The organism is Streptomyces sp. CRCS-T-1, from assembly GCF_024442335.1.
GTDB classification, from domain to species: Bacteria; Actinomycetota; Actinomycetes; order Streptomycetales; family Streptomycetaceae; genus Streptomyces; species Streptomyces koelreuteriae.
Genome location: NZ_CP101651.1, coordinates 4,281,478 through 4,302,138 on the forward strand (window position 1 = coordinate 4,281,478; position 20,661 = coordinate 4,302,138).

The window sequence follows — 20,661 nt, forward strand, 5'->3', positions numbered from 1 at the left end:
CCGTAATCACGTGGCTGGATTTCGTCGGTGTGGCCGAGACGGGAGGATCCCGCCCGTCAAGGCGTGAGGTCAAGGGGTGTGCGTGGGTCTGGTGGGACTTGTGCGGCCGGGCTCAGCGGCCGAGGCGGTCCAGCACGGCGCGCGGACGGTTGGTGATGATGGCGTCGATACCGAGGTCGATGCAGAGATCCACGTCCTCCGGCTCGTTCACGGTCCACACGTGCACCTGGTGGCCGGCCCGCTTCAGGCGCTCCACATAGACGGGGTGGTTGCGCACGATCCGGATCGAGGGGCCCGCGATCCCCACGCCCGGGGGCAGCCGCCCGTCGCGCAGACGGGGCGAGACGAACTGCGTCAGATAGACCGTCGGCAGGGTCGGCGAGGCGGCGCGCACCCGGTGCAGCGAGCGGGCCGAGAAGCTCATCACCCGCACCCGGGACTCCTCGGCGGTGGCCGGGGCGTCGAGGCCGAAGCGCTTCAGCAGGGCCAGCAGCCGCTCCTCGACCTGTCCCGCCCAGCGGGTGGGGTGCTTGGTCTCGATGGCCAGTTCCACCGGGCGCCCGGCGTCGGCGACGAGTGAGAGCAGCCGCTCCAGGGTGAGTACGGAGGTCGCCTCGCGGTCCTCCGGGGGGTGCTCCCAGTCGGGTTCCTCGTCGCGCCCTTTCCAGGCCTCGCGCGTCTTCCACGAGCCGAAGTCCAGGGCGGCGAGGTCGGCGAGCTCCAGGGCGGAGACCGCGCCCCGGCCGTTGGACGTACGGTTGATCCGGCGGTCGTGCACGCACACGAGATGGCCGTCGGCGGTGAGGCGCACATCGCACTCGAGGGCGTCCGCGCCGTCCTCGATCGCCTTGGTGTAGGCGGCCAGGGTGTGCTCCGGGGCCTCCTCGGAGGCTCCGCGGTGGGCGACGACTTGAATCACATGCTGCCGTGCGTGGGTCACCGCGTCATGGTGCCACCGAGTCCGGGTACGCGTCCGGTCGTACGGACTCGACGGATTCACAGGTCCGTACGGAGGCGTTGGAATTGCATACTTTTAGCTGGTAATGACCTATATAAAGAATGGCCGCGGACCCACAGCCACCGCTTATGGTGCTCTGACGTCCCGTGGGAAAAGCTGACGGCATACAAAGGGACAAGCACAGCTGTATCGCGCCGGACCGTCGCCAGCGTGAAAAAGCGTGACCGAGTGCGACCCAGGAAAAGCAGCCGTGGATCGAGGAGAGAAGCTGTGAGCACCGAGAACGAGGGCACCGCGGTACCCCCCGCCCCGTCCGCACCCCCCGTGCCGGTGGACGCTCCCGCTGCTCCGGCGCCCCAGGGGCCGTACGGGCAGGACGCCCGGGGGCAGGCCGCCCATGCGGAGGGCGCTCCCGGCGGCGCCGGCCACCCCGGCGCCTCCTCCTCCGCCCCCGACCCCTCCTGGCCGCCGCCCCCGCCGCCGGCCACCCCGTCGTACGGCGACGGGGGTGCTGGACCGTCGTACGGCGACGGTGGTGCCGGATCGTCGTACGGCGACGGTGGTGCCGGACCGTCGTACGGCGATGGCGGTGCGGGATACGGAGCGGGCGGCTGGGGTTCCTCCTACCAGCAGCCGGCGCCGAAGCCCGGCCGCGGCCGGGGCGGCCTGGTCGTCGCGATCCTGGCGGCCGCGCTGCTCGCGGGCGGTCTGGGCGGCGGCCTCGGCTACACCCTGGCGAAGAACAACGACGAGAGCTCCGGCTCCACGACCGTCTCCGCCTCCACCAGCGGCGGCGACGTCAAGCGCGACCCGGGCACGGTCGCGGGCGTGGCCGCCAAGGCGCTGCCGAGCACGGTCACGATCGAGGCCGAGAGCAACAGCGGCGAGGGCGGCACCGGCACGGGCTTCGTCTTCGACAAGCAGGGCCACATCGTCACCAACAACCACGTGGTGGCGGGCGCGGTGGACGGCGGCAAGCTCACGGCGACCTTCCCGAGCGGCAAGAAGTACGACGCCGAGGTGGTCGGCCACGCGCAGGGCTACGACGTGGCGGTCATCAAGCTCAAGAACGCCCCCTCCGACCTGAAGCCCCTCACCCTCGGCGACTCGGACAAGGTGGCCGTCGGCGACGCGACCATCGCGATCGGCGCCCCCTTCGGTCTGTCCGACACGGTGACGACGGGCATCATCAGCGCCAAGAACCGCCCGGTGGCCTCCAGCGACGGCAGCGGCAGCCAGGCGTCGTACATGAGCGCCCTGCAGACCGACGCCTCGATCAACCCGGGCAACTCCGGCGGTCCGCTGCTGGACGCGCAGGGCAACGTCATCGGCATCAACTCCGCGATCCAGTCCACCGGCAACGGCGGCTTCGGCACCGGCCAGTCCGGCTCGATCGGCCTGGGCTTCGCCATCCCGATCAACCAGGCCGAGTACGTCGCCCAGGAGCTGATCAAGACCGGCAAGCCGGTGTACGCGAAGATCGGCGCGTCCGTCTCCCTGGACGACAGCTCGAGCGGCGCGCAGATCACCGACCAGGGCGCGGGCGGCGCGGCACCGGTCGAGCCCGGCGGCCCGGCCGCGAAGGCGGGCCTCAAGCCCGGTGACGTCATCACCAAGCTCGACGACCGGGTGATCGACTCCGGCCCCACCCTGATCGGCGAGATCTGGACCCACAAGCCCGGCGACAAGGTCACGATCACCTACGAGCGCGGCGGCAAGCAGCAGACGGTCGACGTCACCCTGGGCTCGCGCACCGGCGACAGCTGACCCGTTACCCTTGTCCCCGCGCCGCCGATCACGGCCGGCGCGGGGAGGCGTGCCCGAGCGGCCGAAGGGAACGGTCTTGAAAACCGTCGTGGCAGCGATGTCACCGTGGGTTCAAATCCCACCGCCTCCGCGTGGTGAGCAGTGAGAACGGCCCCTGACCTGGGTGTTTGGTCAGGGGCCGTTTTCGTGTCCCTGTTCGACAGGGCGGCGGATCTGAGTACCTGTGCTCATGTGCGGTGCCCCGCTGCTACACGACGCTGACCGCATGCACTTAGTGGATCGTCATCTGCAGATGGGGCGGCAGTGGGCATGAGGCGGGGGAATGAGCCGTCAATCGGTCAGGAGATCGGGGCCGGCGTGGCGCTGCTCGTCATCGACTTCATGGTCATCGCCTGGTCGGTGTACGGCTATGGGATAGCGGGGTGGGCCGACAGCTACGAAAGCGACGGTGTCCGTCCGACGAGTGCGTCGCATGCGGCGTCGCATGCGGCGTGGCTTCTGGGAGGCGGCGCGGTGCTCACAGGCGGTGGCCTCCTCGCCCTGGGATTGCGTATCCCTGGCGTCGTGCAGTTGGTTGTCCTCGGGGGCGGGGCGGTGTACTTCTCTTCACTTGCTTCCGGTTGACAGCCACCCCGGCTCCCATCCCGGCTGCGTTCCTGGGCGGTGCTGCCCCATGCCACGCCTTCACCGGCGTCTGCTTCTCCGAGCACATGCAGAGACATCCCGAGAGAACGCCCCGGGAGTGGCTGCTGGCCCTACGCGAGCAGGCACTCGACACGGCGTACCAAGGGTTGTTGGAGAAGGGGCTGGTACGGAAGCGGGGGCGGCGAGTTCTCGGTGTCTTCGGGTCGGTGACGTACCCGGTCACGGGTCTGTCGGAACTCGTGGTGCTGCGCGGGCGGTTGGCGGCCGTCCTCGTGCAGGGTCAGGAACCCGATGAGCGCACTGCGGCGCTGATCACCGTGCTGCATCATGCGGGACTTCAGGCCGTCACGCCGCAGGTGACCGATGAGCGTCTGAGCGGGATCGCCGAGGGGCAGGACTCGGTCGCGGCACCCGGCGACGCGATCCGCACCACGGTCGCCGCTCTCACCGCCCGCTCTGTAGGGCTTCCGTCAGCGGTCGAGGCGAGTGGCGTGGCGTCAGAGGTCGGTAGGCTGGCGTCACTTCGCCCCAAGTGGGGAGGGGTAGGGGGTAGTTGTGGCAGCGATGTCATCGTGGGTTCAAGTTGTCGAGCGTGAGTTTGCTCGGTGGCCCTCTCGCGTATTCGTCGTGGAAGGGGGCGTGTGAGTCGGCGCATCGTGGTCGTCACCGCTGTGCACGGTCCGTCGGCCCGGTTTCTGCCGGAGGCCTACCGGTCCCTGTGCGGGCAGAGGCTGCCCGACGGCTGGGAATGGCGCTGGGTGATCCAGGAGGACGGGGAGAGCGAGGGCGTACGGCCGTACGCGCCCGATGACGCGCGGGTGACGTTCCGGCAGGGGCGGGCCGGTGGGCCCGGGGTGGCTCGGACCATCGCGCTGGCGCATGCCGAGGGCGCGTATGTGAAGGTCCTGGACGCCGATGACCAGTTGCCGCCGGGCGTGCTCGCGCGGGATCTGGCCGTGCTGGAGGGCGACCCCACCCTGGGGTGGACGACCTCGCGGGTGCTGGATCTCCTGCCCGACGGGTCGACGGCCGGGTTTCCGGGCGACCCCGAGCAGGGACCGATCGAGCGCGGGGCCGTGCTCGACCACTGGAAGGCGAACGGCTTTCTCGCCCAGGTCCATCCCGCCTCGCTGTGCGTGCGGCGGGAGTTGCTGCTCGCGCTCGGCGGGTGGATGGCCCTGCCCGCCTCGGAGGACACGGGGCTGCTGCTCGCGCTGAACGCCGTGAGCCGCGGGTGGTTCTCGGCGGAGGTAGGCCTGCTGTACCGCAAGTGGGACGGGCAGGTGACCGGGCAGGCGGCCCATGTGGACCGCGCCGAGCGCGAGGCCCGGATGGCCGTCGTGGAGTCCCGGGCCCGGGCGTTGTCGGGGCTGCGGTGGAGTTCGCCGGTGGGGTACTGAGTTGTTGGCGGTTGGCGGTTGGCGGTTGGCGGTTGGCGGTCGGCGGTCGGCGGTCGGCGGTTGGCGATACGCGTGCCGGGGGCCCTGTGCCCGGTGCCGGTGCCTGTAGCCCGCTGCCCTGTGCCCGGAGCCTGTGCCCTGTGCCGGAGCCCGCTGCCCAGTGCCAGTGCCCGCTGCCGGAGCCCAGGAGCCCAGGAGCCCGGGAGCCCGGGAACCCCGAAGCGCGGGAGAGCCCGCCTAAGGCAGTAGGCCCGTCAGCCCCCGTGCCATGCTCACGGCCTCGTGCCGGATGTACCACTCGGTGCCGAGCAGCCGCTCCCGTTCGGGTGTCGGGAGGGCGGCGATCAGGGCCGGGGCGGCGCCCCGGGTCACCTCCGTGCGGTGGGCCAGGATGGCGGCGGTCTTCCGGTCCAGCCAGGGCGTGACGTCGACGGTGGCGGTGATCCGGTCGTCGGGGACGGTGTGCATCGTCTTGCCCGTGGGGGCCCAGGGCCCGGCCCATGCCCGGACGGCGGAGTCCGGGTGGGTGGCCAGATACAGGGCGCTCGGCTGCCAGGGCTCACCGGTGTCCGGGTAGAGGCGTTCGAGCCCGGCGGCGTGGATCGCGAGCTGGGTCACGCGGTGGGTGTGCACATGGTCCTCGTGACCGGTCAGACCGCCGTACGCGTCGTGCGTGACGACGATCTCCGGGCGGACGTCACGGATCTGTGCGACCAGTTCCCGCACCGCCTCGTCGAGCGGGGCGTCGCACCAGCGCGGTCTGCCGGGGGCCGAGTGCGGCACACGCGCGTCGGCGTGGCCGAGCATGCGTGGTTCGCCGGCGCCGAGGATGTGGCAGGCCTCGGCCAGTTCCGTGGCGCGTGGGGTGTCCGCCGCCCAGGTCGCGGTGACGACCGTCGTACGAGCGCCCGCGGACGCGTGCCGGGCGAGGACGCCGCCCGCCACCAGCGACTCGTCGTCGGGGTGGGCGAACACCGCGAGCAGGCTCGGCAACGATGTCGACGACGTCGACGACATCTGCGGCGGCGATGGCATGCGCCTCGCTACCGCCCGTCCGGCGACGAGGGCGCGTCGGTGATCGTGATCGCCTGGCTCGGGCACTTCTCCGCCGCTTCCAGGATCTCCGCCGCTTCCAGGATCTCCGGGTCGTCCGTGCGGTCCCGGCCCGGGCGGACGACGCCGTATCCGTCGATGAACTCGAAGACCGCCGGGGCCCGGTGGGCGCACTCGGCGGAGCCGTAGCAGAGGTCGCGGTCGACGGAGACCTTCATGACCCTTCCTCTGCCCAGCGCGCCACCGGCTGAACCGGGCCGGTTCAGCCGGTGCCGGCGGTCGCTAGCCAGTGGGCGACCCGGCGTACGGCGGGCTCGTCGAGCCGTTCGACGAGGGCCTGGACGGTGGTGTCGTCCTCGGGGGTGAGGTCGTAGAGGCCCGCCTTGCCCAGTGCGGCCATGAGGACCTGGTGGCGGCGGCCAGTCATGCGCGCCGCGAGCGGGGCCGGTTCGCCGGGGGATTCGGCCGCCGGGGCCGGGGCCGGCTGTGGTGAAACCGGCTGCGTCGTCAGCGGGGTGTCGAACAGGTGCCACGCGCCGTCCTTCGGTCCCCAGAGCGCGACGGTGATCTCGTCGCCCCGGGCGCGCAGTGTCTGGGTCATCTCGCCGAGCGCGTACAGCACGGGCGGGCGGTGGGGTGATTCCGCCGCGGCCCGCCAGGAGTTGGTGGCCGGGCGGTAGAGCATCGCCACCCAGCGTGGCGCACCCTGTGGCTGCGGGCTCTCGGGACGTGTCTCCATCGCGCTCACCCCTGTACGTCGCTGGTACGTCGCTCCGGAAGCGGTACGGCAGGCGCCGACCATAACTGACAGTCCGTCAGTTATCCAGGGTTGTAAGGCGCGTTGCGGCGGGGAGGATCATGTAGCGGACGACCACATCGTCCGACACCGGTCCCTCCCCTCGTGGGGACCGGTGTCGAACGGTGGAGCTACCGCCGTCCGGCGCGGATGGAAGCGGATGGCATCGGGATGGAAGCGGATGGCATCGAACGGCTCGGACGGAAGCGGTTGGAAGCTGACCGGAATGGTCCGTTGCTGCTTCCGGATCCTGCCATTTCCGGCCGCCCCGGGAGAGGTTCCGGTTCCGGACGCACGGTATTACCGCAGGTCAGCCATATAGAGTGAGTTTTCCGGTCCGGACGTCCAGGCGTGACAAGTAAGGAGTGGAGACCTTGAGTTCCGACTCGGGGGCACGCACCGCCTTCGCGGAACGCCTCGCACTGCTGTACAAGGAAGCCGGGAATCCGCCCCTGAAGCGTGTGTCCGAAGCGGTCGTCCGGCTCCAGCGGGTCGACGAACGCGGGCGGCCCGTGCGGGTGTCCTCACAGCGCATCAGCGACTGGCGGCGGGCCCGGAACGTACCCGCCCAGTTCGCCGCTCTCGCGGCCGTGTTGCTCGTGCTGATACCCGAGGCGCGGCGCTCACGGCCCACTCCGGTGTCCCCGGGACTGTACGACCTCGGTCAGTGGCAGCGGCTGTGGGAACAGGCGGTGGCCGACCCGGTCGGCGAACGGCCCGAGGCGTCTCCCGCCGAGGAGCCGGACCCGCCCGCGCCGGGCGGGGTGTGCCCGTACCGCGGGCTGGCCTCCTACCGCCGGGAGGACGCCCGTTGGTTCTTCGGCCGGGAGCGGAGCACGGAGGCGATCGTCGCGCAGCTCGGGTCCGTGGCGGACGCGGGCGGTCTGGTCATGCTCGTGGGCGCGTCGGGAGCGGGCAAGTCCTCGCTGCTGAACGCCGGTCTGGTGCCCGCCCTGCGGGACGGGGCGTCGGGTGGCGGCGACGGTGAGGAGCCCGGGCGGGCGCGGACGGTCGTACAACTCGTCCCGGGCGGCGATCCGCTGGCCGAACTGGCCCGGTGCATCCCCGAACTGGGGCCCGTGCTGCCGGCCGACGCGGGCGCCGCTGACGGCCCGTCCGTCATGGAGCCGGAGCAGGGGGTGGAGGAGCCGGGCGACTTGTCCGTGGAGCGGGTGGAGCGTGCGGGACAGGAGGAACACGCGGAACTCGGGGTTCCGATCTCCCCGGACGCCGTCCGTACCGCCGTCGCCGCCTGGGCTCTGCGCGAGGCGCCCTCGGGTGCGCGTCCGGTCGTCATCGTGGACCAGTTCGAGGAGACGTTCACACTCTGCCCCGACGAGGCTGAGCGGCGGGCCTTCATCGAGGTCCTGCACGCCATGTGCTCACCCACCGGACACACCACCAGACAACCCACCAGACAACCCACCGGATACACCACCAGATACCCGACCAGACAACCCAGCGAACGGGACGAACCGGCCCCCGCGGTCGTGGTCCTGGGCATACGCGCCGACTTCTACGAGCGCTGCCTGAGGTATCCCGAACTGGCCGACGCGCTCCAGCACCGGCACATGGTGCTCGGGCCGCTGACCACCGCGGAGCTGCGCGAAGCGGTGACCGGACCCGCCAAGGCCGTCGGGCTGGAGCTGGAGCCGGGCCTGGCGGAGCTGATCGTGCGGGAGGTCAGCGCCGACGGCCCGCGCGGGGCGCACGACGCGGGTGTGCTGCCGCTCCTCTCGCACGCCCTGCTCGCCACCTGGCAGCGCAGAAAGGCGGGCCGGCTCACCCTCGCCGGCTATCGCGCGGCCGGCGGCATCCAGGGCGCCGTCGCGGCGACCGCCGAGCGGGCCTGGTCCGGCCTGGACCCGGCGGCGCGCACGGCGGCGCGGCTGCTCCTGCTCCGGCTGGTCCGTCTCGGCGAGGACACCCAGGCCACCCGCAGACGGGGGACCCGGCGGAAGCTGGCGGAGGAGTCCACCGACCCGGGCAAGACCGAGGAGTCGCTGGAGGCGCTGGTCCGCGCCCGGCTGGTGACCCTCGACGCGGAGACCGTGGAGATCACCCACGAGGCGCTGCTGCACGCCTGGCCGCGCCTGCGCGACTGGATCGACGACGACCGGCAGGGCAATCTGCTGCGCCAGCGCCTGGAGGAGGACGGCCGGTCCTGGGAGGAGTCGAACCGCGACACCTCGCTGCTCTACCGGGGCTCCCGGCTGGAACAGGCCCACGGCTGGGCGAAATCCGCCGGGGACACCTTCCTGACGCGGAGCGCGGTGGAGTTCCTGGCCGCCTCGGTCCGGCTGCGCCGGCGCATCATCTGGATCAGCCGGGGCGCGGTGGCGACGCTGGTCGTCCTCGCGATGCTGGCCGTGGGGTCGGCCGTCATCGCCTCGAAGCAGCGGGACGAGGCCGTGTTCGAGCAGGTGCTCGCCCAGGCCGACCGCGTCCAGGACACGGACCCCTCGCTGTCCGCGCAGCTCGACCTGGTGGCGCACCGGCTGCGGCCGGACGACAAGGGCGCGAACAGCCGTCTGATCTCCATCGTGAACGCCCCGCTGGCCACGCCCCTGGTCGGCCACACGGGCGCCGTCTACCTCACGACCTTCAGCCCGGACGGGCGGACCCTGGCCACGGCCAGCTACGACCGGACCGTACGGCTGTGGGACGTGGCCGACCCGAAGCGCCCGAAGCCCCTGGGCGGGCCTCTCGCCGGCCATACGAGCTGGGTGAGCAGCGCGGTCTTCAGCCCGGACGGCCGTACGCTCGCCAGCGCGTCCGACGACGGCACGATCCGGCTGTGGGACGTGACGGACCCCAGTCGGCCGAAGCGGCTCGGCAAGCCGCTGACCGGCCATGACAGCACGATCTACCTGGTCGCCTTCAGCCCGGACGGGCGCACGCTGGCCTCCGTCGGCGACGATCGCACCGTACGGCTGTGGGACGTGGCCGATCCGCGCCGGGCGCGGGCGCTGGGCAAGCCCCTGACCGGGCACAAGGCCGCCGTGCGCTCGGTGGCGTTCAGCCCGGACGGCACGACGCTGGCGGCCGGTGGCGACGACGGGGCGATCCGGCTGTGGGACGTGAGCGACCCCCGGCGCCCGGAGGAGGCAGGGGAGCAACTGACCGGCCACACCGCCACCGTGCACTCGGTGGCGTTCAGCCCGGACGGCCGTACGCTCGCCAGCGGCAGCTCGGACAACACCGTACGGCTGTGGAACATGGCCGGTTCTCGTCGCCCGGAGCCGATCGGTACGCCGCTCACCGGCCATACCGGGCCGGTGTGGTCCGTGGCGTTCAGTCCTGACGGGAACATGCTCGCGGCCGCCAGCGCGGACAGCACCGCGAGCCTGTGGAGGGTCGGTGATCCCGAGTACCCGTCGCAGGTCGGCGGGCCACTGGCGGGCAGCAGCGGCGAGATGTACGCGCTCGGCTTCAGCCCCGACGGGCGCACCCTCGCCACCGGGGCGGGCGACAACAAGGTCCGCCTGTGGTCGCTGCCGACGTCGGACATGATCGGCCGGAGCGGGGTGTTCCGCCCGGACGGGCGGGTGCTCGCGACGGCGGCGCTCGACGGGCGGGTACGGCTGTGGGACGTGCGCACGCCCGGCAGGCCCGTGCGGATGGGGAAGCCGTTCCGGCCGGACGGCGGAGTGCGCTCCCTGGAGTTCTCCCCGGACGGCCGCACCCTCGCGGTGGTGACGGGCAGCCGTGCGCTGCAGCTGTGGAACCTCCGCGATCCGGAACGACCCGTTCCGCACGGGTCCGCCATCCCCCTGCGCATCAAGTACGCCGACCCGCTGGCCTTCAGCCCGGACGGGCAGGTCCTGGTGACCGCCTCCGACGACCGCACCATCCAGCTGTGGAACATCGGCGACCCGTCCCGTCCCCGTCGGCTGGGCCCGCCTCTCACCGGTCACAAGGGTTACGTCAACGCCGTCCTCTTCAGCCCGGACGGCCGTACGCTCGCCAGCGGCAGCGCGGACGGCACGATCAGGCTGTGGAACGCGGCGGACCCGGCCAGGCCGATCCTGCTCCGCGCACCACTCCGGGGCCATCTCGGGGCCGTCAACGCCCTCGCCTTCAGCCCCGACGGCCGTACGCTGGCCAGCGCCGGCGACGACAACTCGGTGCGCCTCTGGGACATCGAGGACCCGGCGGAGGCCTCCGAGCAGGCGCGCCTCACCGGGCACACGGAAGCGGTCGTGTCCCTGACGTTCAGCCGCAGCGGCCGCACCCTGGCCAGTGGCGGCAACGACAGCACCGTCCGGCTGTGGAACGTCTCCGACCCCTCCGGGGCCACCGCGATCGGCCAGTCGATGAGCCCCAACGCCAAGACCGGCAACTTTCTGGCGTTCAGCCCGAACAGCCACATGCTCGGGGTGTCGAGCGGCGCCGACAGCATCCGGCTCTGGAACCTCGACACCGACGAGGCCGTACGCCGCATCTGCTCGATGACCCGGGGTGTTCTGACGCCGGACACCTGGCGCGCGTACCTGCCCCGGCTCTCCTACGACGCCCCGTGCGCCGACGGATGACAACGCTCTACGGCAACAGGGCGGACCCTGACGGAAGTTGAGTGATACGAGTCACAACCTGGCCTTTCCTGACAGGCAGTCGGCTCCTCACGCGCAAGCGCTTGTTACCCTTGGCCATAGCCCGACCGCTGGTGCATCCCCCGTCGCCAGCGGTCGGGCATTCGCATGCCGGGCCGATCAGCGCAGGTCCAGGCGCATCAGGACGCGGGGATGACCGGCCAGGACCGATGTGGTGGGGGCCGCGTAGGTGAAACCGGCCCGCTCGAAGTTCTTCCTCAGACCGGCGTAGGCCATCGTCAGATCGACCTTGGCGTCGCCGTTGTCCAGCGGATACGCCTCGATCGCCGGAGCGCCCCGGTCCCGCGCGAAGTCGACCGCGCCGGCGATGAGCGCGTGCGAGACCCCCTGCTTGCGGTGGCCGGGGCGGACCCGGACGCACCACAGGGACCAGACGGGCAGGTCGTCCACATGAGGGATCTTGCGGTTCCGCGCGAACGACGTGTCCGACCGAGGCGCGACGGCGGCCCATCCGACCGGTTCGTCACCGTCGTAGGCGAGCACCCCCGGCGGCGGCTCCGCACCGCACAGCTCCTCGACGTACTCCCCCCGGGCCGGACCGCGCAGCTCCTTGTTCAGCTTGGAGGGAATCCGATAGCTCAGACACCAGCAGACATTCGCCCCGGCCGACTTCGGCCCGAGCACGGCACGGACGTCCTCGAAAACCGTGGCCGGGCGGACGTCGATGGTCATGGCACCACGATGGCACGGCCTCGGCGCGTTCGCCGCTCGGTTCCTTCCGGTCTTTCCGGCGGAGGGCCCGGCGCACGGGGATACGCTCCCGGCATGGACATCCGTGTCGAGGTCATCCGGGAGCCGAGCGAGGAACTCCTCGACGCCTTCGGGCGGTTGCTCCCGCAGCTGTCCACGACGGCCCGGCCCCTGGACCGCGCGGCGGTCGATCGCCTGGTGAGCTGTGATGCGAACACGGTGCTCGTGGCCCGGTCCGGCGGCGCGATCGTCGGCACCCTGACGCTCGTGCTGCTGCCCCTGCCGTCCGGGCTGCGGGGACGCGTCGAGGACGTGGTCGTCGACGACGCGGCGCGCGGGCAGGGCATCGCGGGCCTGCTGATCGAGGAGGCGCTGCGACTCGCCCGCCGGGCCGGTGCCCGCACGGTCGACCTCACCTCCCGGCCCGACCGCGCCGCGGCGAACCGGCTCTACGAGCGCCTCGGCTTCCAGGCCAGGGAGTCGACGGTGCACCGCTACACGGTGGACTGAGCCGCCGAGGCCTGCCCCGACGCCGCCCTCAGCAGCCGTAGCTGGCCGATCTCGCTCGTGTTCTTCATCAGCTCGGCGTTCACCCAGGCCACCATGTGCGCGACGGTGTACTGGGGGTCGTTCTGCCAGGGGAACGGGGCCGGGGCGTCCAGGTCCGTGAGGTCGTCCAGGGCCGCGAGCCATTGCGTGCGCAGGTCGCGGAGCCACTCGACGGTCGGGGGGCCCTCGCCGGGCCAGGCGATGTCCGTGCGGTCGCGGGGCGGCCGGCCCCGGGCGTGGTCCAGGGCGACGCTCCACCACCAGCCGAGGTGCCAGCTCACCCAGCCGATCGTGGGGACGGGCACCGGGTCGGGCTCGGTGTCCGCCCAGTCCGGTACCCAGGTGCCGTCGGGCGCCCGGCGCATCGTCCAGCAATGCGGCGCGGGCTCCCAGAGGAAGTCTCCGGGCTCCAGCCGCTCCAGGTGGTACTCGAACAGCGACCAGGTCAACTCGAACTGCCAGCGCGGCAGTTCCGTACGGGAAGCGCTCATCGGGCGACCCTACGCAAGCGCTCGGGCGTCCCGGGCCAGTCCCGCCCAGTCGACCTCCCGCAGTGCCCCCTCCAGGTCGCAGCCCGACGGCAGACGCGGCACCGGCTGGAACCAGAGGACGGTCAGTCGGGAGCGGTACAGGACCGGGTCGTGGGCCGGATCGAGGGCGGCGGAGTGGAACGTACCGAGGCAGGCCACGGCGGGCAGCACCTCGACGGGGCCGAGGGCGCCCGCGTACTGGTCGGGGCGCTCGCGCGAGGGCGGGACGAGGTGGACGGGCGTGCCCGGGTGGGACCGCTCGGCGGCGCGCAGCAGCTCACGGATCCGCAGGTCGTTGACCGGCCGGCAGGGATAGCCCTCCAGTGGGTCGACGCAGGCCGAGAGCAGATCGCCGTACGTCGACGTGAACCGCAGGTCGGCGAGGTCCACCGAGCGGCCGGAGGCGAGTACGAGGCGTGCGAGCGCCATGGCCGGCGGTCTGGCGTGCTGGTGCATGGGGGTCTTTCGGTGCGGGTGGGCGAGGGCCGGTCCTCTTGGTCGTGTCTTGGCGGTGGGGTGGCTGACGGTGGTTGTCGTGCGGGGTGGGTGAGGTCCGCTCCTCATGGCCGGTGCCTCGTCAGTCGGGCGGCTGAGTGGTTGTCGCGCGGGTGCGCTGGGTCCGGCTCATGCCCCGTGCCCCGTGCCCGACAGCCGCACGGCCGGCGCGGCCGTCACCCCGGTCGGCGACGCCCTGCTCACGGCCCGTGTCCCGTCAGCCGGGCCGCCGATGCGATCGTCGCGCGGGCCTCGCGCTCGGACAGGCCGGTGCCTCGGGCCGCTTCGACCAGGGGGTTCACGAGTGCCGGGCCGATGCCGTCCTCGTACGCCCGGCAGGCCGCCCAGAACAGTCGGGTGTTGCGCTGGCCCTCATGTGCGGCGAGGACGAACTGGACCAGGCCCTGGCCGTGCCCGCCGGCCGACGGGGGCGTGGGGTGGTGGGCGCGCGGGGGCGGGAGCAGCAGCCGCAGCAGGGAGCGCGGGCAGGGGGCGGGCGGCAGGTGCGCGGTCCCGGGGGCGGCGGCGTACACCCCCTGGCCCGTGCGGGAGCCGGGCCCGACGAGGTAGCCGCCGGCGCCCCGGATGTCGATGCCGGGGGCGAGACGGCCCGCCGAGTTGGGGACCACCACGTCGGGCGGGCCGCTGAGCCAGAGGTGACGCCCGCCGGACGGGGTCATGACCACCACCGTCGGGGGGATGGTGAACAGATGCCGCAGGGCCAGCTCGCGCAGGGCCGCCGAGGAGTCCGTGCCGGTCTTCACGTCCAGGTCGACGCCGATGAGCTGGTGCGGGGGCAGACCGCAGGCGATGCCGTAGCCGGTCGCCCAGGGCGCCGCGGCGAACAGTTCGCGGATACGGGCCGGGTCGCTGGAGGCGTCGTACACGCCGTGTCCGAGGCGGCCGCACGCGCCGTGGCAGGGGGAGGGGGCGGGGTCGTCGCGGTGCGGGGAGCGCAGCGCCGGGAGCTTGGTGCGGGACAGGGGGATGACGGCCAGTCCGCGTTCGGCGGCTGACAGGGCGTGTGCGAGGGCCAGCGTCGTGGCCTGCCGGTCGGTGGTGGCCATGCTTCTAGTTTCGTACGTACGTTCGAAAAAGGAAAGAGGGGGCGGGTGCGACGCGCCGGGGCGCAGGCCCGCGCCCGAAAAGTGCCGGAACGCTTCGCCCCTTGCGGCGCCAGGGTCCGAACCGTCCCTTCCACCCCGGTCCGGTGCTGAAGTGACGCAAAGGGGTTTATCGACATGTCATCACGCTTGAGTGCGAATAGAGGCTTCCGGTGTGGTTCGCCGGGGATTCGGTGGGCAACTCTGGTCTCGCGACGTCGAGCAACGGACCAGGGCGGTCGGCCAACTTCCCTGGAAGCAGCAGTACTTCTCCACGCAGTCCTTGGTTCTGAAGTCTCTGAAGTCTCAGCAGTCCTTGGAGGGACAACAACATGGCAAGCATCCGTACCGCCCGCGTCATCGCCGCCGTCTCCGCCCTTCCGCTCGCGGCCGCCCTCTTCACCGGCATCGCGACGGCGGACAACGGCTCCTTCGCGGACAACGGATCGATCGCGTCCGTCACGGAGGCCGAGGCGGGTGTCCTCGGCAGTGGCGTCGGCGGTGACAACTTCGGCACCTCGTCCACCACGAACCAGCAGGCCGTCGGCGAGGGCGCCTCGAACCAGAGCAACACCGCCCAGGTCAACGGCTCCGCCTTCACGGCCGTCAACCAGGGCAACGACAACACCGCCGTCAGCTTCACGCCGCTCTGGTGGTGAGCTGAGCGGGCCGGTGCAGCGGCATCGGCCCGCCGTTCGTGTGGGTGTGTGCTTCGTGGGGTGACAAGCGTCTGAGCGGCGGTACTTCGGTGCCGCCGCGCAGGCGTTTTCGTGTTCGTGGGGTGCGATGTCGTGACGCATGCCTTGACGCCGCCACCGATCTGACGGACAGTCAGAAATCGTGAACGGTGAGCCGGAGGTCCACGAGGGGTCCGAGGAATCCGAGGAGTCGGAGAGGTTCCGGGAGGCGGAGAAGTCCGGGGAGTCGGAGAGGTCCGAGGAGTTCGAGGCGCGCCTGAAGGCCTACGAGGGCCGCCCGGCCGCCGCCACCGGGATCGGCCGGGACCCCGTCAACCAGCCGATGATCAGGCACTGGTGCGAGGCCATGGGCGACACCAGCCCCGCCTACACCGGGCCGGACGCCATCGCTCCCCCGACCATGCTCCAGGCCTGGACCATGGCGGGCCTCACCCGCCGCCCGGAACGCACGGCGGCCTACGACGAACTCCTCCGCCTGCTCGACGAGTCGGGCCATGACGCCGTCGTCGCCACGGACTGCGAGCAGGAGTACCTCCGCCCCCTGCGCCCCGGCGACGCCATCACCTTCGACTCGGTGATCGAGTCGGTTTCGGGCCTGAAGTCCACCAAGCTGGGGGCGGGTTACTTCGTGACGACCCGTACGGACATCCGGGCCGGCGGCGAACTCGCCGGCACCCACCGCTTCCGCATCCTCAAGTACGCGCCCGCACACCGGCCGCCGCGCCCGAAGGATCTCCGTCCACGCCCCGTGATCAACCGCGACAACGCCGGCTTCTGGGAGGGCGTGGCCCGCCACGAACTGCTCATCCAGCGCTGCGCCGGCTGCGGCGACCTGCGTTTCCCCTGGCTGCCGGGCTGCAACAGCTGCGGCTCCCCGGAGTGGGACACCGTGGCGGCGAGCGGCGAGGGCACGGTCTATTCGTACGTCGTCATGCACCACCCGCCCTTCCCGGCCTTCGATCCCCCCTACGCGGTCGGCCTGATCGAGCTCGCGGAGGGCGTGCGGATCGTCAGCAACGTGGTCGGGACGCCGTACGACAAGGTGCGCATCGGCATGCCGGTCCGGCTCGACTTCCGGCGCTACGACGACGAGTTGGTGCTGCCCGTCTTCCAGGGGGTGACGCGGTGAACTCCGGCGACCGGCTGCCGCCCCTGGAGATCCCGGTCACCCGCACCCTGATCGTCGCCGGGGCGATCGCGTCCCGCGACTACCAGGACGTGCACCACGACCCGGACCTGGCCCGGCAGAAGGGCTCCCCCGACATCTTCATGAACATCCTGACGACCAACGGCCTGGTCGGCCGGTACATCACGGACCACTTCGGCCCCCGGGCCGTGCTGCGCCGGGTCGCCATCCGGCTCGGCGCGCCCAACCACCCCGGCGACACGATGGTCCTGGCGGGCACGGTCGAGGAGACCGACGGCGAGACGGTGACGGTCCGGGTCATCGGCACGAACGCCATCGGCCGACACGTCACCGGCACCGTGACGGTCACGCTCCCGTCGGAACCCGTGCCGACGACAGCCCCCGACGGACCACCACCGCCACCGTCATGACCGACGCCAACACCGTCTCCCCGACGGCCGCGCGCCGCGGCACGGAGCGCGCCGAGGGGGCCGGCTTGAGCCAAGGAGGCCCCTCATGAGTCCCCGCCGGCACGACACTCTCGGCGGTCGGGCGGCCATCGTCGGGATCGGGGCCACCGAGTTCTCCAAGGACTCGGGCCGCAGCGAACTGCGCCTGGCCGTCGAGGCGGTGCGGGCGGCCCTGGACGACGCCGGGCTGACCGCCGCCGACGTCGACGGACTGGTCACCTTCACCATGGACACCAGCCCCGAGATCACCGTGGCCCAGGCCGCGGGCATCGGCGAGCTCTCCTTCTTCTCCCGGATCCACTACGGCGGCGGCGCGGCCTGCGCCACCGTCCAGCAGGCGGCCCTCGCGATCGCGGCGGGCGTGGCGGACGTGGTCGTCTGCTACCGGGCGTTCAACGAACGCTCGGGCCGCCGCTTCGGCTCCGGCGTCCGGCACCGCGAGCCCTCGGCCGAGGGCGCGGCGCTCGGCTGGTCACTGCCGTTCGGCCTGCTCACCCCGGCCTCCTGGGTGGCGATGGCGGCCCAGCGCTACCTCCACACGTACGGGCTGAAGCCGGAGGTGTTCGGGCACGTGGCCGTGGTCGACCGCGCGTACGCGGCGACCAACCCGGCGGCGTACTTCCACGACCGGCCCATCACCCTGGCCGACCACGCCGCCTCCCGCTGGATCGTCGAGCCGCTGCGGCTGCTGGACTGCTGCCAGGAGACCGACGGCGGACAGGCCCTCGTCGTCACCTCGGTGGAGCGGGCCCGCGACCTGCCCCACCCGCCCGCCGTGATCGCGGCGGCCGCCCAGGGCGCGGGACGCGCGCAGGAGCAGATGACCAGCTTCTACCGCGACGACCTGACCGGCCTGCCCGAGACGGCGGTGGTGGCCCGGCAGCTCTGGCGGACCTCCGGACTCGCACCGGCCGACATCGACGTGGGGATCCTCTACGACCACTTCACCCCCTTCGTGCTGACACAACTGGAGGAGTTCGGCTTCTGCGGCCCCGGTGAGGCGGCGGACTTCGTCGCCGAGAGGCGCCTGCCGCTCAACACTCATGGGGGACAGTTGGGGGAGGCGTATCTGCACGGGATGAACGGGGTGGCGGAGGCCGTCCGGCAGATCAGGGGGACGGCGGTGAATCCGGTCCCCGGAGCGGAGCGGGTCCTGGTGACGGCGGGGACGGGTGTGCCTACGTCGGGACTCGTACTCACCGCTGACCCTCAGGGGACATCCCGCAGTACCCCGGCCCCTCCGCTCCACCTGTAGGAGGTGCAGCCCGCCCTACCCCTACAACCTGAGGGGGACCCCGCTTCGGGACCTGCGGCCGATCCGCTCGACCTGGCCCGCTCATAGCGTTGAGCCATGACCACAATCGTCTGCACCAGCGCGTCGAAGGCCGCTTCACCAGCGGCGCAGACTCTTCCGTATCCGTCGTTCTCGTCGTACGTCAGGGCCCGCCAGCCGGTGCTCCTGCGTACCGCCCGCTCGCTCACCGGCAACCCGAGCGACGCGGAGGACCTGTTGCAGACCGCGCTCACCAAGACGTACGTCGCCTGGGAGCGTATCGAGGACCACCGCGCCCTCGACGGCTATGTGCGCCGGGCGCTGCTGAACACGCGGACGTCGCAGTGGCGCAAGCGCAAGGTCGACGAGTTCGCCTGCGACGAGATGCCCGAGCCGGAGCCGGTGACCGGCAGCGACGACCCGGCCGAGCAGCAGGCGCTGCGCGACGCGATGTGGCGGGCGATCATGCGGCTGCCCGCCCGGCAGCGGGCGATGGTGGTCCTCAGGTACTACGAGGACCTGAGCGAGGTCCAGACGGCCGAAGTGCTCGGCGTCTCGGTGGGCACGGTGAAGTCGGCCGTGTCCCGCGCGCTGGGCAAGCTCCGCGAGGACGCTGAGCTGGGACTCGTCCGCCAGTGAGCCCTGTCTCCCACCCTTCAGGACACCGCTCGCACCCCGACTCGGCCGCGATTGAACCCCTCCGTCCGCTTGGCGTGATGTGATCGATCGCCCGGTCCTAGTGACATACCACGCGGTATGTGAGCAGAATCAGCGCAACCTTTACCACCGCGTAGGCAATGTCGCCCCGGGAGGACGCCGTGCTGAGCACCATGCAGGACGTACCGCTGCTGATCTCGAGGATCCTGACCCACGGGTCGACGATCCACGGGACATCACAGGTGACCACCTGGACCGGTGAGGACGAACCGCACCGCCGCTCCTTCGCGGAGATCGGCGACCGCGCCGCCCAGCTCGCCCACGCCCTGAGGGAGGACCTCGGCGTCTCCGGCGACGAGCGCGTCGCGACTCTGGCCTGGAACAACGCGGAGCATGTGGAGGCCTACTTCGCGATCCCGTCCATGGGCGCGGTGCTGCACACCCTGAACCTCCGCCTCCCGCCCGAGCAGCTGGCCTGGATCGTCAACCACGCCGCTGACCGGGTGATCATCGCCAACGGCTCGCTGCTCCCCCTGCTCGCCCCGCTGCTCCCGCACCTGAAGACGGTCGAGCACGTGGTCGTCACCGGCCCCGGGGACCGCTCCCTGCTCGCGGACGCCACCGCGCGGGTGCACGAGTACGAGGACCTGATCGCCGGGAAGCCGACGTCGTACGACTGGCCCGAGCTGGACGAACGCCAGGCCGCCGCCATGTGCTACACCTCCGGCACCACCGGCGACCCCAAGGGCGTGGTCTACAGCCACCGCTCCATCTATCTGCACTCCATGCAGGTCAACATGGCCCAGTCGATGGGCCTGACCGACGAGGACACCTCGCTGGTCGTCGTCCCCCAGTTCCATGTGAACGCCTGGGGCCTGCCGCACGCGACCTTCATGACCGGCGTGAACATGCTGATGCCGGACCGCTTCCTCCAGCCGGCCCCGCTCGCCGCGATGATCGAGAGCGAGAAGCCCAGCCACGCGGCGGCCGTCCCCACCATCTGGCAGGGCCTGCTCGCCGAGCTGACCGCGAACCCGCGCGACGTCTCCTCCCTCGGCCAGGTCACCATCGGCGGCGCGGCGTGTCCGCCGTCGCTCATGGAGGCCTTCGACAAGCTGGGCATGCGGGTCTGCCACGCCTGGGGCATGACGGAGACGTCCCCGCTCGGCACGATCGCCCGTCCCCCGGCCAGTGCGATCGGCACGGCGGAGGAGCTGGCCTACCGCCTCACCCAGGGCCGCTTCCCGGCCGGTGTCGAGGGCCGCCTGACCGGCCCCGGCGGCGAACGCCTCCCCTGGGACGGCGAGTCGGCCGGTGAGCTGGAGGTACGCGGCCCCTGGATCGCCGGTGCCTACTACAACGGCCCGGACGCCGACCCGCTGCGCCCCGCCGACAAGTTCAGCGAGGACGGCTGGCTCAAGACGGGCGACGTCGGGACCATCTCCCCCGACGGCTTCCTCACCCTCACCGACCGCGCCAAGGACGTCATCAAGTCCGGCGGCGAGTGGATCTCCTCGGTCGAGCTGGAGAACGCGCTCATGGCCCACCCGGACGTCGCCGAGGCGGCCGTAGTCGCCGTCCCCGACGACAAGTGGGGCGAGCGCCCCCTGGCCACGGTCGTCCTCAAGGAGGGCTCCACCGCCACCTTCGAGACCCTGCGCGCCTTCCTCGCCGACGAGGGCCACATCGCCAAGTGGCAGCTCCCGGAGCGCTGGACGGTCATCGAGTCGGTCCCGAAGACGAGCGTCGGCAAGTTCGACAAGAAGGTACTGCGCAGGCAGTACGCCGAGGGCGACCTGGACATCACCCAGCTCGGCTGACACACGGCACACGGCACA

General features: G+C 71.7%; 20 protein-coding genes and 1 tRNA gene. 13 read left to right on the forward strand and 8 right to left on the reverse strand.

The window, feature by feature from the left end; all coding sequences use genetic code 11:
- Positions 1-112 precede the first annotated feature (112 nt).
- A complete protein-coding gene (locus tag NNW99_RS19315; RefSeq protein ID WP_215120385.1) occupies positions 113-940 on the reverse strand; it encodes a glycerophosphodiester phosphodiesterase in 828 nt (275 codons plus the stop codon).
- A gap of 288 nt (positions 941-1,228) precedes the next feature.
- On the opposite strand from NNW99_RS19315, the gene NNW99_RS19320 reads away from it, so the two are divergent.
- The 5 genes from NNW99_RS19320 (at position 1,229) to NNW99_RS19340 (ending at position 4,770) form a co-directional block, all read left to right on the forward strand.
- A complete protein-coding gene (locus tag NNW99_RS19320) occupies positions 1,229-2,725 on the forward strand; it encodes a S1C family serine protease (RefSeq protein WP_215120386.1) in 1,497 nt (498 codons plus the stop codon).
- Positions 2,726-2,768: 43 nt separating this feature from the next.
- Positions 2,769-2,855: transfer RNA gene (locus NNW99_RS19325), tRNA-Ser, on the forward strand.
- 227 nt (positions 2,856-3,082) lie between these two features.
- Positions 3,083-3,349 carry a hypothetical protein gene (locus tag NNW99_RS19330; protein ID WP_251057861.1) on the forward strand — a complete coding sequence of 89 codons (267 nt, stop codon included), beginning with the start codon at positions 3,083-3,085 and terminating at the stop codon, positions 3,347-3,349.
- A gap of 86 nt (positions 3,350-3,435) precedes the next feature.
- Positions 3,436-3,966: a GPP34 family phosphoprotein gene (locus NNW99_RS19335; protein WP_215120388.1), complete on the forward strand. Its 531-nt coding sequence runs from the start codon at positions 3,436-3,438 to the stop codon at positions 3,964-3,966.
- A gap of 45 nt (positions 3,967-4,011) precedes the next feature.
- The gene (locus tag NNW99_RS19340; RefSeq protein ID WP_215120389.1) at positions 4,012-4,770 is read left to right on the forward strand and encodes a glycosyltransferase family 2 protein; all 759 of its coding nucleotides are present in this window, start codon (positions 4,012-4,014) and stop codon (positions 4,768-4,770) included.
- Between the two features lie 237 nt (positions 4,771-5,007).
- Here the strand turns inward: NNW99_RS19340 and NNW99_RS19345 are convergent, their stop codons facing one another.
- The 3 genes from NNW99_RS19345 to NNW99_RS19355 are packed head-to-tail and all read right to left on the reverse strand — an operon-like array spanning position 5,008 to position 6,562.
- A complete protein-coding gene (locus tag NNW99_RS19345) occupies positions 5,008-5,805 on the reverse strand; it encodes a PIG-L deacetylase family protein (RefSeq protein ID WP_251057862.1) in 798 nt (265 codons plus the stop codon).
- A gap of 8 nt (positions 5,806-5,813) precedes the next feature.
- Positions 5,814-6,041, reverse strand: a complete 228-nt coding sequence (locus NNW99_RS19350; protein ID WP_215120390.1) for a ferredoxin — start codon at positions 6,039-6,041, stop codon at positions 5,814-5,816.
- A gap of 44 nt (positions 6,042-6,085) precedes the next feature.
- Positions 6,086-6,562, reverse strand: coding sequence for a hypothetical protein (locus tag NNW99_RS19355; protein WP_215124626.1), 477 nt, complete (start codon positions 6,560-6,562; stop codon positions 6,086-6,088).
- 422 nt (positions 6,563-6,984) lie between these two features.
- Between NNW99_RS19355 and NNW99_RS19360 the strand changes: the two genes are divergently transcribed.
- Positions 6,985-11,154 (forward strand): hypothetical protein, encoded by a 4,170-nt coding sequence (locus NNW99_RS19360; protein WP_215120391.1) that lies wholly within the window; start codon positions 6,985-6,987, stop codon positions 11,152-11,154.
- A 177-nt stretch (positions 11,155-11,331) separates the two neighbouring features.
- Here the strand turns inward: NNW99_RS19360 and NNW99_RS19365 are convergent, their stop codons facing one another.
- On the reverse strand, positions 11,332-11,904 hold the full coding sequence (locus tag NNW99_RS19365; protein ID WP_215120392.1) for a GNAT family N-acetyltransferase: 573 nt from the start codon (positions 11,902-11,904) through the stop codon (positions 11,332-11,334).
- Positions 11,905-11,997: 93 nt separating this feature from the next.
- Between NNW99_RS19365 and NNW99_RS19370 the strand changes: the two genes are divergently transcribed.
- Complete coding sequence (locus NNW99_RS19370; RefSeq protein ID WP_215120393.1) at positions 11,998-12,432, forward strand: GNAT family N-acetyltransferase; 435 nt, start codon at positions 11,998-12,000, stop codon at positions 12,430-12,432.
- Here the strand turns inward: NNW99_RS19370 and NNW99_RS19375 are convergent.
- From NNW99_RS19375 to NNW99_RS19385, 3 genes are all read right to left on the reverse strand, one after another.
- Positions 12,417-12,962, reverse strand: a complete 546-nt coding sequence (locus NNW99_RS19375; RefSeq protein WP_215120394.1) for a DinB family protein — start codon at positions 12,960-12,962, stop codon at positions 12,417-12,419. The two genes, NNW99_RS19370 and NNW99_RS19375, sit on opposite strands and share 16 nt — an antisense overlap.
- A 9-nt stretch (positions 12,963-12,971) precedes the next feature.
- Positions 12,972-13,430, reverse strand: coding sequence for a hypothetical protein (locus NNW99_RS19380; protein WP_251057863.1), 459 nt, complete (start codon positions 13,428-13,430; stop codon positions 12,972-12,974).
- A 266-nt stretch (positions 13,431-13,696) separates the two neighbouring features.
- Entirely contained in the window at positions 13,697-14,563 is an 867-nt protein-coding gene (locus NNW99_RS19385) for a bifunctional DNA primase/polymerase (RefSeq protein ID WP_215120396.1), read from the reverse strand.
- A 368-nt stretch (positions 14,564-14,931) separates the two neighbouring features.
- Here NNW99_RS19385 and NNW99_RS19390 point away from each other — a divergent pair, with 368 nt between their 5' ends.
- The 6 genes from NNW99_RS19390 to NNW99_RS19415 all read left to right on the forward strand — a co-directional run bounded on the left by NNW99_RS19390 (position 14,932) and on the right by NNW99_RS19415 (position 20,643).
- Entirely contained in the window at positions 14,932-15,258 is a 327-nt protein-coding gene (locus NNW99_RS19390; protein ID WP_215120397.1) for a hypothetical protein, read from the forward strand.
- 295 nt (positions 15,259-15,553) lie between these two features.
- Entirely contained in the window at positions 15,554-16,426 is an 873-nt protein-coding gene (locus NNW99_RS19395) for a bifunctional MaoC family dehydratase N-terminal/OB-fold nucleic acid binding domain-containing protein (protein ID WP_251058113.1), read from the forward strand.
- Entirely contained in the window at positions 16,423-16,854 is a 432-nt protein-coding gene (locus tag NNW99_RS19400) for a MaoC family dehydratase (RefSeq protein ID WP_215120399.1), read from the forward strand. Before NNW99_RS19395 ends, NNW99_RS19400 begins: the two co-directional genes overlap by 4 nt.
- A gap of 85 nt (positions 16,855-16,939) precedes the next feature.
- Positions 16,940-18,148 (forward strand): lipid-transfer protein, encoded by a 1,209-nt coding sequence (locus tag NNW99_RS19405; protein WP_215120400.1) that lies wholly within the window; start codon positions 16,940-16,942, stop codon positions 18,146-18,148.
- 96 nt (positions 18,149-18,244) lie between these two features.
- Entirely contained in the window at positions 18,245-18,805 is a 561-nt protein-coding gene (locus NNW99_RS19410; protein ID WP_215120401.1) for a SigE family RNA polymerase sigma factor, read from the forward strand.
- A 158-nt stretch (positions 18,806-18,963) separates the two neighbouring features.
- Positions 18,964-20,643, forward strand: coding sequence for a long-chain fatty acid--CoA ligase (locus tag NNW99_RS19415; RefSeq protein WP_215120402.1), 1,680 nt, complete (start codon positions 18,964-18,966; stop codon positions 20,641-20,643).
- Positions 20,644-20,661: the final 18 nt, after the last annotated feature.

Coding starts and splice junctions, on each gene's coding strand:
- NNW99_RS19365 (WP_215120392.1), bottom strand. CDS start 11,904: ATGACCATCGACGTCCGCCCGGCCACGGTTTTCGAGGACGTCCGTGCC.
- NNW99_RS19380 (WP_251057863.1), bottom strand. CDS start 13,430: ATGGCGCTCGCACGCCTCGTACTCGCCTCCGGCCGCTCGGTGGACCTC.
- NNW99_RS19415 (WP_215120402.1), top strand. CDS start 18,964: ATGTCGCCCCGGGAGGACGCCGTGCTGAGCACCATGCAGGACGTACCG.
- NNW99_RS19335 (WP_215120388.1), top strand. CDS start 3,436: ATGCAGAGACATCCCGAGAGAACGCCCCGGGAGTGGCTGCTGGCCCTA.
- NNW99_RS19410 (WP_215120401.1), top strand. CDS start 18,245: ATGACCACAATCGTCTGCACCAGCGCGTCGAAGGCCGCTTCACCAGCG.
- NNW99_RS19355 (WP_215124626.1), bottom strand. CDS start 6,562: ATGGAGACACGTCCCGAGAGCCCGCAGCCACAGGGTGCGCCACGCTGG.
- NNW99_RS19390 (WP_215120397.1), top strand. CDS start 14,932: ATGGCAAGCATCCGTACCGCCCGCGTCATCGCCGCCGTCTCCGCCCTT.
- NNW99_RS19375 (WP_215120394.1), bottom strand. CDS start 12,962: ATGAGCGCTTCCCGTACGGAACTGCCGCGCTGGCAGTTCGAGTTGACC.
- NNW99_RS19385 (WP_215120396.1), bottom strand. CDS start 14,563: ATGGCCACCACCGACCGGCAGGCCACGACGCTGGCCCTCGCACACGCC.
- NNW99_RS19405 (WP_215120400.1), top strand. CDS start 16,940: ATGAGTCCCCGCCGGCACGACACTCTCGGCGGTCGGGCGGCCATCGTC.
- NNW99_RS19350 (WP_215120390.1), bottom strand. CDS start 6,041: ATGAAGGTCTCCGTCGACCGCGACCTCTGCTACGGCTCCGCCGAGTGC.
- NNW99_RS19345 (WP_251057862.1), bottom strand. CDS start 5,805: ATGCCATCGCCGCCGCAGATGTCGTCGACGTCGTCGACATCGTTGCCG.
- NNW99_RS19370 (WP_215120393.1), top strand. CDS start 11,998: ATGGACATCCGTGTCGAGGTCATCCGGGAGCCGAGCGAGGAACTCCTC.